20 protein-coding genes are annotated in these 20,948 nt (G+C 34.5%); 4 read left to right on the forward strand and 16 right to left on the reverse strand.

Annotated elements, in window-relative coordinates; all coding sequences use genetic code 11:
* Nucleotides 1–15: 15 nt before the first annotated feature.
* Entirely contained in the window at nucleotides 16–987 is a 972-nt protein-coding gene (gene trpS / locus Q0770_RS07225) for a tryptophan--tRNA ligase (protein WP_299115499.1), read from the forward strand.
* On the opposite strand, the gene dprA is transcribed toward trpS, so the two are convergent.
* Entirely contained in the window at nucleotides 984–2,087 is a 1,104-nt protein-coding gene (dprA, locus tag Q0770_RS07230; protein ID WP_299115501.1) for a DNA-processing protein DprA, read from the reverse strand. The genes trpS and dprA overlap by 4 nt on opposite strands.
* 99 nt (nucleotides 2,088–2,186) lie before the next feature.
* Between dprA and Q0770_RS07235 the strand changes: the two genes are divergently transcribed.
* The 3 genes from Q0770_RS07235 to Q0770_RS07245 are packed head-to-tail and all read left to right on the forward strand — an operon-like array spanning nucleotide 2,187 to nucleotide 3,961.
* On the forward strand, nucleotides 2,187–3,125 hold the full coding sequence (locus Q0770_RS07235) for an SPOR domain-containing protein (protein WP_299115503.1): 939 nt from the start codon (nucleotides 2,187–2,189) through the stop codon (nucleotides 3,123–3,125).
* Between the two features lie 53 nt (nucleotides 3,126–3,178).
* Nucleotides 3,179–3,688, forward strand: a complete 510-nt coding sequence (locus tag Q0770_RS07240) for an acyl-CoA thioesterase (protein WP_299115505.1) — start codon at nucleotides 3,179–3,181, stop codon at nucleotides 3,686–3,688.
* A 57-nt stretch (nucleotides 3,689–3,745) separates the two neighbouring features.
* Nucleotides 3,746–3,961: a DUF6515 family protein gene (locus tag Q0770_RS07245; RefSeq protein ID WP_299115507.1), complete on the forward strand. Its 216-nt coding sequence runs from the start codon at nucleotides 3,746–3,748 to the stop codon at nucleotides 3,959–3,961.
* On the opposite strand, the gene Q0770_RS07250 is transcribed toward Q0770_RS07245, so the two are convergent.
* The 15 genes from Q0770_RS07250 to atpB all read right to left on the reverse strand — a co-directional run bounded on the left by Q0770_RS07250 (nucleotide 3,958) and on the right by atpB (nucleotide 20,902).
* Complete coding sequence (locus tag Q0770_RS07250) at nucleotides 3,958–5,178, reverse strand: murein hydrolase activator EnvC (RefSeq protein WP_299115509.1); 1,221 nt, start codon at nucleotides 5,176–5,178, stop codon at nucleotides 3,958–3,960. The two genes, Q0770_RS07245 and Q0770_RS07250, sit on opposite strands and share 4 nt — an antisense overlap.
* A gap of 1 nt (nucleotide 5,179) precedes the next feature.
* Nucleotides 5,180–5,965, reverse strand: coding sequence for a DUF4292 domain-containing protein (locus tag Q0770_RS07255; protein ID WP_299115511.1), 786 nt, complete (start codon nucleotides 5,963–5,965; stop codon nucleotides 5,180–5,182).
* A gap of 89 nt (nucleotides 5,966–6,054) precedes the next feature.
* The gene (locus Q0770_RS07260) at nucleotides 6,055–7,416 is read right to left on the reverse strand and encodes a lipopolysaccharide assembly protein LapB (RefSeq protein WP_299115513.1); all 1,362 of its coding nucleotides are present in this window, start codon (nucleotides 7,414–7,416) and stop codon (nucleotides 6,055–6,057) included.
* A gap of 20 nt (nucleotides 7,417–7,436) precedes the next feature.
* A complete protein-coding gene (locus Q0770_RS07265) occupies nucleotides 7,437–8,456 on the reverse strand; it encodes a sugar phosphate nucleotidyltransferase (protein WP_299115515.1) in 1,020 nt (339 codons plus the stop codon).
* Nucleotides 8,457–8,478: 22 nt separating this feature from the next.
* Nucleotides 8,479–8,913 carry a dUTP diphosphatase gene (dut, locus tag Q0770_RS07270; RefSeq protein ID WP_299115517.1) on the reverse strand — a complete coding sequence of 145 codons (435 nt, stop codon included), beginning with the start codon at nucleotides 8,911–8,913 and terminating at the stop codon, nucleotides 8,479–8,481.
* Complete coding sequence (locus tag Q0770_RS07275; RefSeq protein ID WP_299115518.1) at nucleotides 8,910–10,367, reverse strand: lipopolysaccharide biosynthesis protein; 1,458 nt, start codon at nucleotides 10,365–10,367, stop codon at nucleotides 8,910–8,912. Before Q0770_RS07275 ends, dut begins: the two co-directional genes overlap by 4 nt.
* Before the next feature lie 85 nt (nucleotides 10,368–10,452).
* Complete coding sequence (locus tag Q0770_RS07280) at nucleotides 10,453–10,866, reverse strand: hypothetical protein (RefSeq protein ID WP_299115520.1); 414 nt, start codon at nucleotides 10,864–10,866, stop codon at nucleotides 10,453–10,455.
* 130 nt (nucleotides 10,867–10,996) lie between these two features.
* A complete protein-coding gene (locus Q0770_RS07285) occupies nucleotides 10,997–11,689 on the reverse strand; it encodes a hypothetical protein (RefSeq protein ID WP_299115521.1) in 693 nt (230 codons plus the stop codon).
* A gap of 4 nt (nucleotides 11,690–11,693) precedes the next feature.
* Nucleotides 11,694–15,713 (reverse strand): thrombospondin type 3 repeat-containing protein, encoded by a 4,020-nt coding sequence (locus tag Q0770_RS07290; RefSeq protein ID WP_299115522.1) that lies wholly within the window; start codon nucleotides 15,711–15,713, stop codon nucleotides 11,694–11,696.
* A gap of 215 nt (nucleotides 15,714–15,928) precedes the next feature.
* Entirely contained in the window at nucleotides 15,929–16,789 is an 861-nt protein-coding gene (gene atpG, locus Q0770_RS07295) for an ATP synthase F1 subunit gamma (RefSeq protein ID WP_299115524.1), read from the reverse strand.
* A gap of 59 nt (nucleotides 16,790–16,848) precedes the next feature.
* On the reverse strand, nucleotides 16,849–18,429 hold the full coding sequence (gene atpA / locus Q0770_RS07300) for a F0F1 ATP synthase subunit alpha (protein WP_299115526.1): 1,581 nt from the start codon (nucleotides 18,427–18,429) through the stop codon (nucleotides 16,849–16,851).
* Between the two features lie 27 nt (nucleotides 18,430–18,456).
* Nucleotides 18,457–18,993, reverse strand: a complete 537-nt coding sequence (gene atpH / locus Q0770_RS07305; RefSeq protein WP_299115528.1) for an ATP synthase F1 subunit delta — start codon at nucleotides 18,991–18,993, stop codon at nucleotides 18,457–18,459.
* Between the two features lie 7 nt (nucleotides 18,994–19,000).
* Nucleotides 19,001–19,495 carry a F0F1 ATP synthase subunit B gene (locus tag Q0770_RS07310; RefSeq protein WP_299115530.1) on the reverse strand — a complete coding sequence of 165 codons (495 nt, stop codon included), beginning with the start codon at nucleotides 19,493–19,495 and terminating at the stop codon, nucleotides 19,001–19,003.
* 80 nt (nucleotides 19,496–19,575) lie between these two features.
* The gene (atpE, locus tag Q0770_RS07315; RefSeq protein WP_299115532.1) at nucleotides 19,576–19,797 is read right to left on the reverse strand and encodes an ATP synthase F0 subunit C; all 222 of its coding nucleotides are present in this window, start codon (nucleotides 19,795–19,797) and stop codon (nucleotides 19,576–19,578) included.
* 19 nt (nucleotides 19,798–19,816) lie between these two features.
* Entirely contained in the window at nucleotides 19,817–20,902 is a 1,086-nt protein-coding gene (atpB, locus tag Q0770_RS07320; RefSeq protein WP_299115533.1) for a F0F1 ATP synthase subunit A, read from the reverse strand.
* Nucleotides 20,903–20,948: the final 46 nt, after the last annotated feature.

A 20,948-nucleotide genomic window follows, 5' to 3' on the forward strand; every position in this document is an offset into this window, starting at 1 on the left:
ATACGGGAAATGATTATGGCAAGAATACTAACAGGAATACAAAGTACAGGAACACCTCACTTAGGTAATATTTTAGGTGCAATAATCCCAGCAATAGAAAAAGCAAAAAACGACGCTAACGACTCGTATTTATTTATTGCAGATATGCACTCACTAACGCAAATAAAAGATGCCGAAACATTAAGACAAAACACCTATTCTACTGCCGCAACTTGGTTAGCTTTTGGATTAGACATTAACAAAACAGTCTTTTATAGACAAAGTGATGTGCCACAAGTGACTGAATTATCTTGGTACCTGAGCTGTTTCTTCCCATATCAAAGATTAACCTTAGCGCACAGTTTTAAAGACAAAGCTGATAGATTAGAAGATGTTAATGCTGGACTATTTACCTATCCAATGCTAATGGCTGCTGATATTTTATTGTATGATGCAGATATTATTCCAGTTGGTAAAGACCAAGAGCAACATATTGAAATGACTCGCGATGTTGCTTCTCGTTTTCATGCTAAAATTGGTGGCGAAACCTTTGTATTACCAAAAGCAGATGTCCAAAAAGATACGATGCTTATTCCTGGTACCGATGGTGCAAAAATGAGTAAGAGTAAAGGCAACATCATAGACATCTTTTTGCCAGAAAAGAAACTCCGCAAACAAATTATGTCTATCCAAACTGATAGTACACCACTTGAAGAGCCTAAAGACTGGTCTACATGTAATTGTTTTGCTATTTATAGTTTGTTAGCCGATGATATTGCCATTAATCAAATGAAAACCAACTATGAAAACGGCAATTACGGATACGGACATGCCAAACAAGCTTTGTACGAATTGGTTTTAGAGCATTTTACAGAACCTCGTGAGCGTTATAATTACTATATGGAAAACCTCAACGAAGTAGATGCTGCTTTAGCTGTTGGTGCAAAAAAAGCTAGTAATGTTGCTAATGAAGTATTGAAGCGAGTTCGTGAAAAGATTGGCTATTAAATAACCTCAAACAGCTTTCCTGGTAAAGGTCTTACAACACCCTTGAGTTCCATATTTAATAACAATCCTGCTAGTTTGTAGGTTGGCATATTACAGTTTAAGGCAATAACATCGAGTAAGGCTTTATTATTTTCTTTCAAAAAATTATAAACCACTTTTTCATCGGATTCTAACTCAACAAAAAGTTGCTTTTGTAAAATAGGTTTAGCTTTATCTTGTAATTCCCAACCTAATAAATAAGGCACATCCAAAGGATTTGATAATAAATGAGCTTGGTTAGCTTTAATCAAATTATTACAGCCTACACTCTGACTATCTGTTGTTCTCCCGGGAACTGCAAACACATCTCGATTATACGAATTTGCAATATCTGCAGTAACTAAACTCCCACCTTTTTCGGCCGATTCTATAACTATAGTCGCTTCACTTAAACCTGCAATAATGCGATTTCGTTTTAAAAAATTTTTTCTATCAAACGTATCTGAACTCCAAAAATCCGTGAAAAATCCACCATGTTTTTCGACATCTCTCATGTATTTTTTGTGCACTTTCGGATAAATCTGATTTAAGCCATGAGCTAAGCAGCCAATAGTTTGCATATTATATTTTAATGCTGCTTTATGAGCTGTAATATCTGTCCCGTAAGCAAATCCAGAGATAATTACTGGATTGTAAGGTGCCAATTCTTCAACTAATTTTTCGCAGAAAGCAATGCCGCTTGTTGTAATTTTCCGGGCACCAACAATACTAATTATATGCTTGTTCTCTAGGTTAATGTTCCCAGATTGAAACAACAATAGTGGTCCATCGATACAATGTTTTAAACGCTCTGGATATCTGTCATCTGTAAAATAAGAATATCCAATTTCGTTGTCTTTTATAAATCGAACTTCATTTTGTGCTTCTTCAAAATGAATCTTATCATATAAACCTTCTATTGTTACAGAACCTATACCATCAATTTTTAGAATATTGCTTTTTTTCTCCTTAAAAACAGCTTCTGCACTACCGCAATGCGCAATTAGTTTTTTAGCTGTAGTTGCACCTATTTTAGGAACATGCTGTAATGCCAGAATATTTAGAAGTTGGTCTTCAGTCATTTAAATCTAGATAGGCTTTAAAAATACTATTTTTTGAGATGTTAATAAATTAGTATTCTACGAGGTCGACAGAAAACAAAATTTTATAAATTTGTGTATATGCAGTTAGAAACTTACATCAGCGATTTATTATACAGATACGATTGTGTTACAGTACCTAATTTTGGTGCATTTTTAACCAATCGTGTGTCTGCCAAAATACACGAATCTACACATACATTTTATCCTCCAAAAAAAGTGTTGTCTTTTAATGAGCAACTTCAAAATAACGATGGGCTTTTAGCAAATTATATTGCTGAAATAGAGAAGATTCCGTATCAAGTAGCTGTAGAAAAAGTTGCAAAACAAGTAAAATCTATTAAATCTTTTTTAGTAGAAGGCGAAACTATTTCATTTCAGAATATTGGTGATTTATTATTAAATACAGAAGGCAGCATTGTTTTTAATCCTTCGTATCACATTAATTATTTAACAGATGCTTTTGGCTTATCGCATTTTAATGCTCAAGATGTTACTCGCGAAGTTTACAAGCAAAAAGTAGAAGCTATTGAAGAAAAAGCGCCTATTGTGTTTACCCCTGAAAAGCGTTCTAACAATTGGCTAAAATATGCCGCTGCCGCAGTTATTGTGTTAGGTTTAAGCGGTTTTGGTGTTTACAATCATTTAAATAATAATGTAGAAACCCATAATCAAATAGCTCAAGAAGAGGCAAATAATGCCATTGACAACAAAATCCAAGAAGCGACCTTTTTTATTAGTAATCCATTACCCGCAGCAACATTCTCTGTAGAAAAGCAAATGGGTAATTATCATATTGTTGCTGGTGCTTTTAGAGTAGAAGCAAACTCTGATAAAAAAGTAAAGCAGCTCCGAGATTTGGGTTATAAAGCTCGTAAAATTGGAGTTAATAGATATGGCTTACATGAAGTTGTTTACTCAAGTTATGATAATAGAGTTGAAGCACAACGTGCTATGTACACTATCCGAAAAACGCATAACAAAGATGCTTGGTTACTCGTTAAAGATTTGAGCAAATAATTACTTCCTGCTTCCTTCTTTTTAATTTACCTTTGTAGAGAATTAAATATGTTATGGAAGCAAAAACAGCATTTCAGTCTAAAACTATAGTAACTGACCTCGTTTTACCGAGTGAAACCAATCCTATAAATAATCTTTTTGGTGGTGAACTTTTGGCCCGTATGGATCGTGCCGCTAGTATTGCTGCTCGACGTCATTCAAGACGAATTGTAGTTACTGCCTCTGTAAATCATGTAGCATTTAATCGTTCCGTGCCTCTTGGAAGTGTTGTAACAATTGAGGCTAAGGTCTCTCGTGCATTTACATCCTCTATGGAAGTCTATATGGATGTTTGGATTGAAGACCGTGAGTCTGGCGAATGCATTAAAGCTAATGAAGCTATTTATACTTTTGTTGCCGTTAACGAAACCGGAAGGCCTACAAAAGTACCTGAACTTATCCCAGAAACAGAATTAGAAAAAGAACGTTTTAAAGCCGCTTTAAGACGTAAGCAACTAAGCCTAGTACTGGCAGGTAAAATGAAGCCTGATGATGCTAGTGAGCTGAAAGCATTGTTTGAGTAATTAAACTAATTCTACTTTTTTAAGTCTTACTCATTATTAAACCTAAATCTTTTAATAATGAGAAATTTATTTGTTTTACTCGGTCTTATATTTTTTTTAAGTCTTAACTCTTGTGCACAACGCGTAGTTGTGAGGCAACCTGCAAATGTAACGGTGGTTAAAAAACTACCTAGAAACTATAAAGTAGTACGTGTTAACGGTAAACGTTATTACACATGGAATGGTAAGCGTTACCGTAAAACTAGAAACGGCTATGTAATTGTAAACATCTAGTTTTTAGATAACCAATATTCGGGGTTTTGGGTCGCGTCGTTTTTATAGACTCTAAACCCTAATAAGGTTTTTCCTGTTTTTTTATTGGTAAATGCTTCGCCTATAACTTGACCCGTTTTTACTTTCTGACCTGGTTTTACACTAATTTTAGACATATTCATGTAAACAGTTGTATAGTCTCCGTGGGTTATTAATATTACAGGGTTACTATTTTTTATAAGTTGTATTCTGAAAACTTCGCCATTAAAAACCGCTTTTACTTTGGCATTTTTCTCTGTAGCTATATAAATACTCTTGTAATTATTCTTTACAGATTTATCTGTAATAGAACGCTGTAATCCATATCTGCTTTTAATAACGCCTCGGTCTACTGGCCAACGTAGTTTTCCTCTATTAGCCTCAAAATTAGCCGCAAGTTTTTTAGCCGCAGGTGTTAATACAAACTTGCCTGTTGAGGTAGTATTGCCTGCTTTAACATTAGAAGCAGCAATAGCTTCTTTAATTAATTTATTGATTTCTCTATCTATACGGTCTGCTTCTTGGCGTTTTACACGTATTTCTGCTGAATGCTTTTTTAAATCCTTACGAATTAAGACCATAAGCTCTTCTTGAGCTTTCATTTCCAATTCAAGTGCTTTTTTAGCTTTCCTGTTTTCGGCAATAAGCTTCTTTTTGTCTTCTTTTTGTTTAGATAATTCTAGATTAAGGTTTTGTAAATCTAAGGTCTTAGTCTTTATATCTTCGGCTTGCTTCTTCTGGTAAGCTTTGTATTGATTAATGTATTGTAAACGCTTATATGCCTGTTTAAAATTATCCGATGAAAGTAAAAACATTACTTTGCTTTGCTCCGACTTGCTCTTATAAGACTTTACAATCATCTTAGCATAATCTTCTTTAAGCTCTTTTAATTGGTTTCTGAGCTGTGTAATCTCTTTTTGGTTGGCATTAATCTCTCGTGTTAATTGATTAGCCTGCTCATTAATAACCTTTATAAGGTTTTGCTGAACTCTAATCTTAAAATTAACATCTTCGACTTGTTCAACTACAGACGTTTCTTTTTTCTTGTCTAATCTGTAAAGAGAATTGAGCTGATTAATTTCTTTTAAAAGGCGCTGACGCTCTGCTTCTAAAGCTTTTTGTTTATCACTTTGCGCCGAAACTAATGAAACAGAAAAAAGAGTTATAATTACAAGTATGAAAATGCTTTTCGCCCGCATATTACTTTAATTCTATTTCTTTATATCCTGAAGGAATTCTGAAAGGAAAACGCACATCACCATTTAAACTTACAGATTTTATTTCCATATCAATTAAGGCTTCATCAGTATCTTCAACAGCAATAACCTTGATTTCTTTTGGGATGACGTTTTTATCAATGTCTTGGTAAGATTTATAATCTACTTGGAGAATTCTTCGCTTTACCTGTTGCGCCATTTGCAAAGAATTAAGCTTAAAATGGGAAGCATTCATTAGATAAAACAACTCTAACAAAACATCTTGTTTTGTTGGCTGTAACACATACGAATTGTCCTGAATATCTACCTCATGTGTTTGGGTTTTTAAATCATAAATGGCTTGTCCCATTAGAATATTCTGCACTTTTAAGAAATCTAATTCAAAGCCTACAAAATCACTTAATAATGCATAATCACCATCAAAATAAGTATTATCTGTTTTGTTATAAAACTGAACTTTTTTTGGAGTTATCATCATACGTGCTAAACCTAGAGGCGCACTCAGCCAAATAACTTCATCTTTTTTTATACGAAGATTAAAGGTTGCGCCTTGCTTTTTTTCGCCTTGTGTGATATCAATTTTTGCTTTGGCTTGTAGTGTTTTGAAATTAACATCGTTTTTGCTGTGCTCTTTAATAACCTGCTTCGCCGAAAGCTTAGAGCTTGCAACACCTGAGGATATAATAGCCTTTGACGACTTACAACTTGAAAAACCAATTATAAGTACAATGAGTACTATTTTTATGTTATTGCCATTTAGAGTTTTCATGTGTTTATATCTATTGTTTTTTTTCACATGCTATTCGCTATTAATCATTCTCATAGATGATATAATTTTGAATATGCTCGTTTCATAATTTATTGCTGAACTTTTATAGCTTCTGCCTTTTTAGCAAACGCTCTAGACTTGGCATTATTATTAACTAATTTGTATGCCTGACTTAATTGTAGGTAAAAATCCCGTTCCATTTGCGGATTTTCCACAAGAAAATCAAGCCCCATTTCTAGGTTTTCAATTGCTTTTTGAGGTTGACTTAAATTGATATTAGAAACTCCATTTAATAAATACAAAATAGGTTGTGCTGGGTATAATTCTAAAGCACTATTGGTATCCGTTAACGCCTTTTTATAACTCTTTAATTCAATTTGAAGTAAAATTACATCTCGTAATAATTTAAAATCACTAGGGTTTTTATTTAGCGCTTCTTTATAATTTTTAAGTGCTTTTTGTTTGTCTCCAGCCTTTGAATAGTAGGCGCCTAAATTTGAAAGAGATTCTGAATTTTTTTCAGTATCAACATTATCTGTTGCCTCAATAAGGTCTTTTTGATATCGCGGGTTTTTTTCAACAAATTTTACAAAATCCTGAAGGACTTTAGATTTTACTTGACCATCTATTTCTGGCGTGTTTAACACTAGTTTCATAGATGCAACTGCTTTATCTATTTCGTCTTCATCTAAATAGAATTTATATAATGCCAAATGTACTAGCTTAGAATCTGGCTTTATTCTCAACAGTTCTTTTGCTGCTTCAAATGCTTTTTTTGATTTTCCAGTTTGACTATACCTGTAGATGAGCTGTAGATGATTGTTTTCATTATTTGGGTTAGCAGAAATCCGAGCTTTAAGATTATCTATTCTATCTTTTGCATCTCCAGTTTTATTATAAATACTATTACGCATTTGGTCGCGCAAATCGTTTGTTCCCAACTCCTGATCTAACTCATCTAAAACTCGTAAAGCGGTATTAAATTTTTCTTTTTTGATGTAAAGCGTGGCTAAATCCATCTTATAATCTGTATGATACTTTACCAGTTGCTTAACCGTTTTGATAGCATTATCTACATCATCTTGTCTATAGTAAACATCATAAAGTTCATCTAAAAACCACTCATTATCTGGCTGCATGGAAATCGCTTTCTTTAATGCTTCTTCAGCTGCCCCAAAGTTTTTGAGTTGGTTATAGTTTTTACCTAGTTCGAAATAAATAACAGGTTTTGAATTGTCTATAGCTAAACACTTTTGAAGTGCTTCAACGGCACGTTCATAATTTTCAATGCCTTTTTGTTTTAGTGCTTCAAAAAAATGCTCTTGATACTCGTCTTTTACATTTCCTAAATCATCGTCAGGCTTTTTATTAAAATCTACTTGAGCCAATGCAAACATTGGTACTAGTAGAAGTACAGTAAAAAGCTTTGTAATGTTTAAGTTAGATTTCACGATAAGAAGCTATTTAAATTTTATTCCATTTGTGTGTAATCGCCAATACTAATTTTGGTAAACCCACCATTATATTTAACATGATTACCAATCATAGCTTCGTCTAAAGTAGCATTTTTCACAATGGTTTGCGTTTGAATTAAGCTATTTTTAACGACTGAATTTTCTATAGTGGTATCATTGCCAATAGAAACATTAGGTCCTATTGTGCTATTTTTAAGCACTACATTTTTACCAATAAAACAAGGCTCTATAATTGTTGAATTTTCTAAAATCACAGAATCATCAACCAATTTTTCTTCACCATCAGCTTCAAGAAAACCTAACATTTTAGCATTAGTTTCAAGAGTTACAGCTTTATTTCCACAATCCATCCACTCATCTACTGTTCCTGTTTTAAAAACTCTTCCATCTGCCATCATCCGCTTAATACCATCATTGATTTGATATTCGCCACCATTCATGACATTTTCATCTAACACTTCTTGAAGTTTGGATTTTAAAACGGCAACATCTTTAAAATAATAAATGCCTATTACAGCTTGGTCACTTACAAAAGTTTCTGGCTTTTCTACAAGTTCTACGATTTCTTCTTTATCATTTAGCTTTACAACACCATAAGCCTCAGGATTGGCAACACGTTTTGTCCAAATAACGCTATCTGCACTTGGGTCTAAATCAAACTCAGCACGAATTAAAGTATCTGCATAAGCGATTACTGCTGGTCCTGATAAAGACGGCTCAGCACTCATAATAGCATGTCCTGTACCTAAAGGTTGGTCTTGCCTATAAATCGATGCTTTTGCTCCTAAACCTTCTGCTAATTGCTTTAAACTGGTTACAACATCTTCTCCAAAAAAAGCTGGGTCTCCAAGCACAAAAGCGATTTCCTCTATAGGTTGCTTTAAAACTTTTGCAATGTCTTTTACCAAACGGTGAACGATTGGTTGACCTGCAACTGGAATTAATGGTTTTGGAACGGTTAAACTATGTGGTCTTAAGCGTGAGCCACGACCTGCCATTGGGACTATTATTTTCATATTTGTAATTTCTTTTTCTTAATTATTTTACACCAGTGCTACCAAAGCCACCTTCCCCACGAGATGTTTCAGATAAGGTTTCTACTTCTTCCCAATCTGCGCGTTCGTGTTTTGCGATGACTAATTGTGCGATACGCTCTCCGTTCTCTACAATAAAATCTTCATTAGAAAGATTGACAAGGATTACCCCTATTTCACCTCTATAATCTGCATCTACTGTTCCAGGAGCATTGAGTACTGTTATTCCTTTTTTTGCTGCCAAACCACTTCTTGGGCGTACTTGTGCTTCTGTGCCAATTGGTAACTCAATAAATAAACCTGTTTTTACAATGGTGCGTTCTAAAGGTTTTAAAGTTATTGGTTCTGAAATATTTGCACGTAAATCCATTCCTGCTGACGCTATAGTTTCGTAATGTGGTAAGTCGTGGTTGGATTTATTAATTATCTTAATTTTCATTTATTATTTAATAGTTGTTTCAGTTCTTTTCTTTCCAACAAAAATACGATTCCTATAAAGGTTAGTAGTAAAGGAATTCCAATAAAATAGTCTTGCCTAAATTGATAGAAATAAATTCCTGAAAATACTATGGATAATACTAAGTAGGTCCCTATTTTCTTCAAATTATATGGAATCGGATAATGCTTTCTTCCGTAATAATAAGATAACAATACCATACTGCCATAAGCAGCCAAAGTTGCAATTGCCGAGCCTTTATACCCAATTATAGGAATCAACCAAAAGTTTAGCCCTAAAGTTACAATTGCGCCAAATACCGAAATATATGCGCCAAATTTTGTTCTGTCCGTAATCTTATACCAAACTGAAAGGTTATGGTATATGCCTAAACAAAAACTAGCCAAAAGTATAATAGGGACAATCCACATGGCTTCCCAAAACGCCTCATCTCTAATAATTAACTCTTTAATTAAATCTGAAAATACTACTACGGCTAACAGAATAATAGAACCTAAGGCTACAAAATATTCTAATATTCGAGCATAATTTTTTTGAGGGTTATCGCTCTTAGCGTGGCTAAAAAAGTAAGGCTCGATCCCTAATCGAAATGCAGTAGCAAACAAAGTCATGAACAATGCTATTTTATAACAAGCCGAAAACATACCAACTTCTGCTTCGGGGTCTGCCGCATTTGATAATGGGCTGTCTAGTAAAATCCTATTAAACATTTCAATAATTGTATATGCTAAGCCAGCAATTAAAACAGGAAAAGCATAACCCAACATTTGTTTCCAAAGCTTAGAGTCAAATATGTATTTAATTTTACTATAAAACGGTAACATTAGTAATAGTGTTATACCGCTTGCTACAGCATTGGCAATAAGCACATAGCTTATCTCAAAATTTGGCTTATATATTGGCTCGAAGAAAGAATTGCCAGTTGCCAAATCTGTAAGCAATAAAAAGAAGAATAAGTTTAACCCAATATTAATAGCCACATTTGCTATCTTAACTACTGCATATTTTATTGGTTTTTCTTTGGCACGCAACCATGCAAATGGAATAATAACTAAAGCATCTAGTAATAAAATCCATATCACAAAATTGATGTGCTCTACTTTAATATCGGTAATTTGAGCTATCTCATTTTTAAGTAGAAATGCAAATGCAAAAATTGCTAAGGATGTAAAAATTATTGATAAAGCTGATGTGCCAACAACGCGCTCTTTATTTTCTTCTTTATTAAAAAACCTAAAGAATGCAGTCTCCATTCCGTAAGCTAAAATCACATTAAAAATAGCAAACCACGAAAAGATAATGGACACTTTACCATAAACACCAACAGCCATAACTTCGGTATAAAGTGGTGTTAACAAGAACGTCAACATTCTAGGGAGCACAGTTGCTAGCCCATAAATAAACGTCTGCTTAAAAAGTTTTTGAAATGCGCTCAAATCCTATATTTAATGCTCTAAAATACTGTTTTAAAACAAAAAAACCTCACTGTTATTGTGAGGTTTTGATTATATACTTTTATAATTAATTTTTAATTGGTGGTGTAGACATCGGTAAAGCATCAGTTTGTCGCTCTATAATGTTACTTAGTTTGTAATATCTTGTCTTTCCATCTTTTATATAGCTTACTACACATTCATTGTTTTCTAATTCAAAAGGTGAATTTCCATCTATAGCTTTATCATCTGTGTTTTCTTTAAAATTGAATTTTTCAGTATTTGATGTTGAAAGAAACCTGCCTATGAATAATTGCTTGTTTGTTGGTTTTGTTGTCAGCTTTGAAGTTTTTCCTCTAAAATATACACTATCTAAAACGATATCATCCTTAAGCGTTTCAATAAAAATATTTGTGCCTGAACCACCACCTTTAACACCTGCAACCCAGCTTTGGCAGTATACTTCTCCAAAAATAGTAGGTGCTTCTTTTTCTAATTTCATAGTACTTGCACATTGAGCAAAGCTAATAGATATAATAGCTAGGGATAAAAATCTAAATGTTTTACGTATCAATTTCATAATGAATATTTTCCGTGACAACTATAATGTTTCAATAGCTATGCCAAATGTTTTAGTTAGTGTCAAACACCCATATTTGTCCGATAGTTTTAACACCCGAGTCATCGATTGTATCTACCCTCCAGTAATAGGTGTTTCCTGAGGTAGTAGTTACGTTAGTATTTTCGATTGACAGTCCAGATTCTAACAAAGGTGGATCCATTGCCAAACCGAAATAAACATCAAAAACTAATGTGTCTCCAGTATCTGTATCTCCACCTGTCCAGCTTAAGTTTACCGTTCCTGCGGAAACATTACTTTCATCTGCCGGAGCATTTAATGCAGCTGTAAAAGGTGCATAATTAGAAATTCCAGGTCCTGATGTGAAAAATGCTAATGTTGTAGATGGATTAGCTTCATTGCCAGAATCATCAATTGCTGTTATACTCCAGTAGTAAGCAACGCCTTGCTGTAGTGTTATTGTCACACTATTTGTTGTTACAACTCGATTTTCTACTACATTATTTAAATCTCTATCTGTAGCAATTATAATTCTGTATCTAATTGAGTCACCATCGGCATCTGTAGAAGCGTTCCATTGAAATGTTATGGTATTATCTGTACACAATAAATTTGATGTTGGAAATACCACTTGAGACACTTGCGTTGGTGCAGAATTTGGTGGTGGCCCATCATCACTACCTCCGCATGCAACTAATAGTAATACCGAAAATATAGCTGTTATTAATTTTATTTCTTTTTTCATGATTTTATTTTTTAATGATTTTAATCATTTCGGCTCTTTCTATATTAAGTCTTACAAAGTAAATGCCCTGAGTAAGATTTGTAAATGGAACATTAATATATGTTCCTCCGCCTTGGATAGATAAATTCTGATTTATAATAAGCTTTCCATGTACATCATATACTTGTACTTCAACACCATTTTCTGGAGCATTAGGTATATTTATTCTTAGATTGTTAGTCACTGGATTAGGTCCATAACTCAACTTTAACGGAGTTAAGTCTTCAACAACTCTACTAAGTTTACCTTCACAAGCTATAGCTGAAGTCACTTCTAAAAGACCACCTCCAGAAGTATCTACATTAAAAGACGTTTGACTTGTTACCATAACAACCTCATCATTAAATACTACAGTGTAAGGTGCAGTTCCTGTATTAATATTTACGGAAGTTTCTTGATTATTTATGTCTCCTCCATTATTAGCGAAACTGAATACACCTCCTAAAGCAGGTGCTGCATCAATATTAATTTCGAAACATTGTTCAAAATCTCTTCCGTCTACATTAACACAAATGGTATATGAGTCAACACTTAAATCTGTAAATGTCGTAGTATTATTAGCTCCTGTAATAGTTTGAGTAAGGTTGGTTCCTGAACCACTCAATGTTACAGTGTAATTGACAAATGTCTGTAAAACAGTTATCTGAGCCTCGCCATTATTTTGACCTTCACAACGCTCAGAAGTGATTTCTAAGGTAATGTTACTTGGGTCTTCGAAGCTTGTGTCACAGACATCACCAATTCCATTATTATTTAAATCTTGTTGGTTTGGGTTCGAAGTGTCTGGGCAATTATCAACACCGTCAGCTATTCCGTCGCCATCACCATCTTGGCAAACATCTCCAACACCATCACCATCCGTATCTAATTGATCTGCGTTTGCATTATCTGGGCAATTATCATTAATGTCTATTACACCATCTAAATCCGTATCTTGACATACATCTCCAATACCATTGCCATCTGCATCTGCCTGATCTGCATTTGATGTGTTTGGGCAATTGTCAGAAATATTAGGGACGCCATCACCATCATTATCAGCGTTTGGATCTTCAATAAATTGTCCTGAGAATACGCCTCTACCATAAGTAGATATATAAATCGCATTATCGTCTCTTAAATCTATATCTGTAACTCTTACATTGGACATACCGCCTTGAGCTGGTTCCCAGTCTGGACTTGCAGAAGAGAAATCTGATGTAAACCAAATACCTAATTCTGTCCCTATTATAACTTCTTCTGGGTTAAATGGATTCTGAAGAATAGCTTTAACTGGTAAATCTGGCAAATCCCCATCTTTTTGTAACCATGTTGCACCACCGTCAGAAGTATACCATACATTATTTACACCATAATTGTGTACAGTAGCAAAAATTTCATTTTCATTGGCTCCAAATTGTACGTCTGATATACTACCTACAATAGCATTATCAGTTTCTATATTTGTCCATGTTGGGCTTGAATCAGCATTTTCAACTTTTAAAATATCTCCTAAAACAGTCCCTACCAAAAGTGTAGAAGAGGTTGTGGTAAACGGTGATACCTCAAGTGCTGTTGGTCTACTCGTAAATTCAATAATATTACTTATATCTGTTGTTGCTAAAGTGCTTTGGTCTTTTATCCCTGAATATCTTCTAATCAAAATATTTGTACCTGAAGAGTAGTTTGAATATAAAATATCCAAATTAGAATCTAAAGCTTGTTGATTTATAAATGAGCCATTACTTCCTCCTTCATTATTAATATTCACTACTTGGCCAGTCCCTAAATCAACTAGTCTAACAATACGATTAAAAACAAAATTTGTGATATAATATTGATCTGTACCATCTTGGTCGAAGAAACTCGCAGCACCATCACCTCCAAATGCAGTTGAAGAACTGTTAATGCCTGGTCCGACATTATCAAACAACTGAGTGCCATTGTCTTGTAATCCACCTATAAAATGGTCTGTGTCTCCTGTAAAAGCGTCTGTAGGAGCCACACCGACCGTATAAAATTGTGAGGTTATAAAACCATTATTTCTAGGTACTATATCGAAAAGAGTGAGCGATGTATAATAAACACCTCCATCATTTCCATATAATATAGTGTTTGGATTATTTGGAGCAAAAGCCATTGCGTGCTGATCAGCATGAACTAATGGCACATTTAAAGCTGCCAAATTATTATTATTGGACCATTTTGAAATTTGTACCCATGAATTGGGATTGCCTAATGCTCCACCATTACTAGATTGAAACAAATCTATACCACCAGCATAAAGTGTTTGATCGTTACTTGGGCTAACTTCTAATAATAAATCATAAAATGCTTGACCACGAGTAAAGTCGTTTGCAGGAATACCGTCATCGGCATCATTTGGTAATTCTAAATTAAAGATGTCCGACACAAAACCATCTGTTGTACCTTCCATTGCTACTCCGCCTGGGACTTCGGCTAACACATATATAGTTCCTGCATTCTGAGATGACACAGCTATCTGTGTACGATCTGCGTTTGCAACTGTATAAACACTAGTAAAGTTTTGTCCATCTGATGAGGAGAAAATTTCCCCACCGCCATCACCAAAAATGGAGCTATTTATTGTGGATACCCAAATTTTTCCATCAGCACCTATTTCTATATCATTAGGCTCATGATTATTCCCATTTGCTGTTTGAGGAATATTTGTTTCTGTCCATGTTACTCCTTCATCTACGGATTTAAAAACACCTAGCTCTGTTCCTCCAAGGAAAGTGGATACATTAGCCGAGCCATAAAATGCATCACCAGCTGCGACGTATACTTCAGATACGCCTGCGTTGTCCTTTATTTTTATATCGTTTATTTGTTGTATTCCAGGCACTAAAGTTCCTGTAAATGTTCCTGTTGCAGGATTTATAGAACCATTTACTGTACCTGATTGTAAAGCAGCTACAATAGCATCTCCATCATCCTTGGAAATCATAATTGCTGGAATGGTAATAGTTGGGTCAGTCCCCGCCATATTAATAGGTGCGCCTCCAACATTATTAAGTACTATGGCAGCAATAGCTCCTGCGTCTTGAGCGTTTTTTACCTTCTCTACAAAAGGACAATCCCCTCTTCTTATTAAAGCTATTCTGCCTGTTGCATCTGCACCAAACGAGTTACAGCCTTCTGAAGGTATTGCAGATGTTGTATCATTAGCTAATACAAAATCTGCCGTAATTACTGTTGAGGTCTGTACCCCAAAGTTTGTTGATTCTCTTGAATTATAATCTCCAGCAATACTAGCTGGCGTATTTACTGTAATATTGGACGCAGATTCGAAAACTGTCGGTCCAGAGACGCCACCTAAAACTCTCGCCCATGTAGTTCCTCCATCCGAAGATTTCCATACACCATCTCCGCTTACATCTCCATTGGTGTAAGACTCTCCTGTTCCTATATAAAATATTTGCGGATTGTTTGGGTCTGCAACAATTACAGATACATTAAGATTTTCTGGTAGATCCACACGTTGCCAGACTGTATTAGCATCAGTGATATCATTATTTTTCCATAAACCTCCACTTACACCTCCTGCAAAAACTGTTTTGTTTGTAGCGTCGTTAGGATCGAACATTAATCCTCTTGTTCTACCACCTACATTATCTGGTCCACGAGATTCCCAATCATTTTCAATACCATCACCTGGTACACGTTGTCTAAAACGTGCTTCAATAGTTTCACGTATGCTTTCTAAGTTTTCTGGTGTTGGCCTTCCTAGCAATGGATTCATCGTTAATTCATACTCATCCTCATAATATCTATCGGGAGGGATACCTAATGCTTTTCGCTCTTTTTTCGTCAACTTTAGAGTTTCCTTAAAAGGGCTATTATTTAAATTTTCTTTGTGAATTTTTACAATATCATCGTTTGAAAGTTTCTCAGATTTAGAATTCTGGTTCGGGAACAATAATGTAAAAGCGAATGCCAGTCCAAGTAGAAAACTTGAACCAATTAAAAGTTTCTTTTTCATTTTACTTTTTTTGGAAATCAAATATCTTCAATTTAATTCGATATTGAAAATATGATTACGATATTCTTAAATAGACGCAACTAAATGTAATACATTACATGAAAAAAATAATATTTAATAGCTTCTACGCCTTTCTATTTATAAAACAGCAATCCACAAAAAAACCCCACTTAAAAAGTGAGGTTTTTTTGATATTTAACTTTACTAATTCTTGCCTAATTGTTTAAGGCTTCTGCTCCTCCAACAATTTCAAGGATTTCATTAGTAATTGCTGCTTGACGTGCTTTATTATAAGTTAATTTCAACTGATCTCTTAGCTCAGTTGCATTATCTGTTGCTTTATGCATTGCTGTCATACGCGCACCATGTTCAGATGCAAAAGAGTCTCTAATGCCTTTAAACAATTGTGTCTTTAAAGACTTTGGGATTAAAGTTTCAACAATTTCTTTTTTAGACGGCTCAAAAATATAGTCTAAGTTTGTGTTTGCTTCTCCTTCAATTGGCACAATTGGTAAAAATTGCTCAGAAATTACTATCTGAGTGGCAGCATTTTTAAAGCTGTTATAAACTAGTTCTATTTTATCAAACTCCCCAGCAACAAACTTTTCCATTAGCATTTCAGCAATTTCAGCAACATTATCAAAAGTTAAGTCATCAAAAACTTCACTTTTATTTGCAATAACTCTGTCTTGTTTTGAAAAAGCATCGTTTGCTTTTTTGCCAATGGCTAAAACTGAAACATTCTTATCAGAATAGATATCATTAATTAAAGCATTGGTCTGTTTAATAATGTTAGAATTAAAAGCGCCGCACAAACCTCTGTTAGAAGTGATAGCAACAACTAAAACATTTTTAACTTCTCTTTGAGCAGAATATTTACTTCCAGAATCGGCATCTAAAGTGGCGCTTAAGCTCTGTAATAATTCTGTTAGCTTATTAGAGTAAGGACGCATTGCAGTAATAGCATCTTGAGCCTTTTTTAACTTAGCAGCAGATACCATTTTCATGGCACTAGTAATCTGCATCGTTGAAGAGACTGATGATATTCTGTTACGTATTTCTTTTAAGTTTGCCATTCTTTAATTTATAAAGACTCTCAATCAACCTTAGACCAAGAGTGACATTAATTTAATAATTAAGCTCTAAACTTACTTGATAAGTCTTTTGCTACACTTGTTAAAGTGTCAATAACCTCATCAGTTAATTTACCAGCTTTAAGTGTATCTAAAGTACCTCTGTGTTTAGCATTTAAGAACTCAACATAATCTCTTTCGAATTCTTTTACTTTATCTACAGGTACGTCTTTTAATAAGTTTTTAGAACCCGCATAAATGATTGCTACCTGATCTTCTACAGTAAAAGGGTCATTTTGGGCTTGCTTTAATATCTCAACATTACGCTTACCTTTTTCAATAACATTTAAAGTAGATGCATCTAAATCTGAACCAAACTTAGCAAAAGCCTCTAATTCACGGAACTGCGCTTGATCTAATTTTAATGTACCAGATACTTTCTTCATGGATTTAATCTGAGCGTTACCACCAACACGAGATACCGAAATACCTACGTTAATTGCTGGACGAACACCAGAGTTAAATAAATCACCATCTAAGAAAATCTGACCATCAGTAATAGAAATTACGTTAGTTGGTATATATGCTGATACATCTCCTGCTTGTGTTTCAATGATTGGTAAAGCTGTTAAAGAACCACCACCTTTTACCATTGGCTTAAGAGACTCTGGTAAATCATTCATCTCTTTAGCAATAGCATCGTCATTAATTACTTTTGCAGAACGCTCTAATAATCTTGAGTGTAAGTAGAAAACATCACCAGGATACGCCTCACGTCCTGGAGGACGTCGTAATAATAAAGATACCTCACGGTAAGCTACCGCTTGCTTAGATAAATCATCATAAATGATTAATGCTGGACGACCAGTATCTCTAAAATATTCTCCTATAGAAGCTCCAGTCATTGGTGCATACACTTGCATAGCAGCAGGATCTGATGCGTTAGCAGCTACAATTGTCGTATAAGCTAAAGCTCCTCTTTCTTCTAATGTTTTTGCAATGTTTGCAACTGTTGATGCTTTTTGACCAACGGCTACATATATACAGTATACAGGCTCACCTGCATCGTAAAATTCTTTTTGATTTAAGATAGTATCAATACAAACTGTTGTTTTACCCGTTTGACGGTCACCAATTACCAACTCACGTTGTCCTCTACCTACAGGAATCATTGCATCAATTGCTTTAATACCTGTTTGTAATGGTTCTGTTACTGGCTCTCTATAAATAACACCTGGTGCTTTACGCTCAACTGGCATCTCATAAGTTTCTCCTGCGATTGGTCCTTTACCATCAATTGGGTTACCTAAGGTATCTACAACACGTCCAACAATACCTTCACCTACTTTTACAGATGCGATACGTTCAGTACGTTTTACTGTAGAACCTTCTTTTACTCCTACTGAAGTACCTAGAAGTACGATACCTACGTTATCTTCTTCAAGGTTAAGAACGATTCCTTCTGCACCGCCTTCGAATTCTACTAACTCACCATATTGCGCGTTAGCTAATCCGTAAGCACGTACAATACCATCACCTACAGTTAATACTGTTCCTACTTCGTCTAATGAAGCACCTGCTTCAAAACCTGAAAGTTGTTGTTTTAAGATTGCTGATATTTCAGCTGGTTTTACTTCTGCCATCTTTATTTATATTAGATAGATATTATCTTAATTTAATGTAAATTCTCTTTTTAATTTATCGAGCTTGTTTGCAATACTAGCATTATACTGAATATCACCAACTCGTAAAATGAAACCACCTAAAATGCTTTCATCTATTATATTTTCAACTTCTGCTTCCTTACCAGTAAGTTCTTTTACTTTTGCTAATACTTTAGTTTTTAAATCTGCTGTTAAAGGTACTGCTGTAGTAACAGTTGCTACTTGAGTTCCTCTCATTTGATCGTATAACTGTGTATAACTAGCTGCTACATCATTTAAAAGCACTAGTCTCTTATTAGAGATTAAAGTATCAATAAGATTTATTGTAGTTACATTAGCATTTTCAAATACTGATGTTAGTACAGCCTTTTTATCTGAAGATCTTACTACAGGACTTTGAAGCATCTGATTTAAATCTTCACTCTGAGCAATTGCACTAGTGATAGATTTCATATCACTGTTTACAGCTTCAGCAGATTTTTGATCTGTTGCTAAGCTTAAAACTGCTTTTGCATAACGTATTGCTGCTCTTGATCCTGACATTTATTAATTAGTTTAAAGTTGCTTCACCTAACATACCTTCAACCAACTTCAGTTGTTTGTCTTTGTTAGATAATTCATCACGTACTACTTTTTCTGCGATATCAATTGATAATCCTGCTACATGACTTTTTAATTCTGCCATAGCAGCTTTCTTTTCGCTTTCTATTGCTGCTTGAGCTTGCTCAATCATTTTGCTTGCTTGCGCTTGCGCTTCTTCCTTAGCGTCAGATATCATCTTATTCTTCATGTCACGAGCATCTTTTAACATAGCTTCACGCTCAGCACGTGCTTCTTGTAAGATACGCTCGTTATCTGCTGTAAGGTTTTCCATTTCTTGACGTGCCTTTTCAGCAGAGGCTAAAGCATCTTTGATACCTTCTTCTCTATCACTTACTGCACCAAGTATTGGTTTCCAAGCAAATTTTCTTAATATAAAAAGTAAGATTAGGAACGTAATTGCTGTCCAAAATACTAATCCAAACCCAGGGTTTACTAATTCCATTCTTGTTTTGTTTTAAATAATTTAAATTTTACATACAGAAGCAACCAACCGTTACTTCTGTATGTAATTTAATGCATTAATTATGCTGCTGGTGCCGCTTGTAATAAGGCAACAACAACACCAAATAGTGCTACCGCTTCTACGAAGGCTGCTAAGATTAATGCAGATGATTGAATCTTTCCGTGCATCTCTGGTTGACGTGCCATAGCTTCCATAGCTGACCCACCAATTTTACCGATACCCATTCCAGCTCCAATCGCTGCTAATCCAGCTCCAATCGCTGCAATTCCATAAATAGTCATAATATAAAATTTAAATTAATTAATGATGTGCTTCTTCAGTTGCCATGCCAAAATATAAGGCCGACAATATTGTAAATATATATGCTTGTATAGCAGTTACAACAATCTCAATAACTGTAATAAATAATGAAAACGCTACAGAAACTGGTGCAATTGCTACAGATTTGAAAATGAATATTAAAGACATTAATGCCAAGATAATAATGTGACCAGCAGTAATGTTGGCAAACAAACGAATCATTAGAGATATTGGCTTAGTAAACATTCCGATAATCTCAATTGGCATTAAAAATATTTTCATTGGTACAGGAACACCTGGCATCCAGAAAATATGTTGCCAATAGTTTTTGTTTCCACTTAATGTTGTAATTATAAAGGTAAACAACGCAAGTACCATCGTAAATGCAATGTTACCACTTAAGTTTGCACCGTTCAGTATTGGAATCAATCCAAAAATATTGTTAATCCATATAAAGAAAAATACGGTCAATAAATACGGCATGTATCTTTTATATTTATGCTCACCAATCATTGGTCTAGCAATTTCGTCTCTTACAAATACCACTAAAGGCTCAACAAAACTACCAATACCAGATGGTACATTGTTCTTACTCTTTTTATAGCTTCGGGCTGCAGAGAAAAATATAAATAGTAAAACTATTACAGAAACCCACATCATAAACACGTTTCTAGTAATAGAAAAATCTAGTGGTTTTACGGCATTGGTCAACTCATGCTTATCGTTGAAAACCGCTACAGTCTCACCGTCATTGAGTTGGTATATTTTTTCATGAAACTTAACAAACTTACCGCCGTTCTTTTCAACAATCTCTTTACCAGAATCGTCATGATGAAACCCTGATGACATAAAGGTAGTTAAACCATTGTCTGTCCATAAAATGATTGGTAGAGGAAGTGAGATTGGTTTTTTGTTCCAATCTATAATATGAAATTCATGCGCATCCTTAACGTGATGCATAATCATTTCATTAGGATTGAATTTTTCATCGCCATCTCCTTCTTTTGAGTCAGAGGCAAAACTCACATTAAACACTGCAATAAACAATGCAGACAATATGATGTTTTTTAAGGTGTTTATTCTCATTCTTACGGGGTTAAAAATACCTTGCTTTAAATTCGGTGCAAATGTA

The sequence above is a fragment of the uncultured Winogradskyella sp. genome (genome assembly GCF_947501905.1).
In the GTDB taxonomy this organism is placed as follows: domain Bacteria; phylum Bacteroidota; class Bacteroidia; order Flavobacteriales; family Flavobacteriaceae; genus Winogradskyella.

Excerpts from the sequence above, each read along its gene's own strand:
- trpS (WP_299115499.1), top strand. The coding sequence starts at position 16 with ATGGCAAGAATACTAACAGGAATACAAAGTACAGGAACACCTCACTTA.
- dprA (WP_299115501.1), bottom strand. The coding sequence starts at position 2,087 with ATGACTGAAGACCAACTTCTAAATATTCTGGCATTACAGCATGTTCCT.
- Q0770_RS07235 (WP_299115503.1), top strand. The coding sequence starts at position 2,187 with ATGCAGTTAGAAACTTACATCAGCGATTTATTATACAGATACGATTGT.
- Q0770_RS07240 (WP_299115505.1), top strand. The coding sequence starts at position 3,179 with ATGGAAGCAAAAACAGCATTTCAGTCTAAAACTATAGTAACTGACCTC.
- Q0770_RS07245 (WP_299115507.1), top strand. The coding sequence starts at position 3,746 with ATGAGAAATTTATTTGTTTTACTCGGTCTTATATTTTTTTTAAGTCTT.
- Q0770_RS07250 (WP_299115509.1), bottom strand. The coding sequence starts at position 5,178 with ATGCGGGCGAAAAGCATTTTCATACTTGTAATTATAACTCTTTTTTCT.
- Q0770_RS07255 (WP_299115511.1), bottom strand. The coding sequence starts at position 5,965 with ATGAAAACTCTAAATGGCAATAACATAAAAATAGTACTCATTGTACTT.
- Q0770_RS07265 (WP_299115515.1), bottom strand. The coding sequence starts at position 8,456 with ATGAAAATAATAGTCCCAATGGCAGGTCGTGGCTCACGCTTAAGACCA.
- dut (WP_299115517.1), bottom strand. The coding sequence starts at position 8,913 with ATGAAAATTAAGATAATTAATAAATCCAACCACGACTTACCACATTAC.
- Q0770_RS07280 (WP_299115520.1), bottom strand. The coding sequence starts at position 10,866 with ATGAAATTAGAAAAAGAAGCACCTACTATTTTTGGAGAAGTATACTGC.
- Q0770_RS07285 (WP_299115521.1), bottom strand. The coding sequence starts at position 11,689 with ATGAAAAAAGAAATAAAATTAATAACAGCTATATTTTCGGTATTACTA.
- Q0770_RS07290 (WP_299115522.1), bottom strand. The coding sequence starts at position 15,713 with ATGAAAAAGAAACTTTTAATTGGTTCAAGTTTTCTACTTGGACTGGCA.
- atpG (WP_299115524.1), bottom strand. The coding sequence starts at position 16,789 with ATGGCAAACTTAAAAGAAATACGTAACAGAATATCATCAGTCTCTTCA.
- atpA (WP_299115526.1), bottom strand. The coding sequence starts at position 18,429 with ATGGCAGAAGTAAAACCAGCTGAAATATCAGCAATCTTAAAACAACAA.
- atpH (WP_299115528.1), bottom strand. The coding sequence starts at position 18,993 with ATGTCAGGATCAAGAGCAGCAATACGTTATGCAAAAGCAGTTTTAAGC.
- Q0770_RS07310 (WP_299115530.1), bottom strand. The coding sequence starts at position 19,495 with ATGGAATTAGTAAACCCTGGGTTTGGATTAGTATTTTGGACAGCAATT.
- atpE (WP_299115532.1), bottom strand. The coding sequence starts at position 19,797 with ATGACTATTTATGGAATTGCAGCGATTGGAGCTGGATTAGCAGCGATT.
- atpB (WP_299115533.1), bottom strand. The coding sequence starts at position 20,902 with ATGAGAATAAACACCTTAAAAAACATCATATTGTCTGCATTGTTTATT.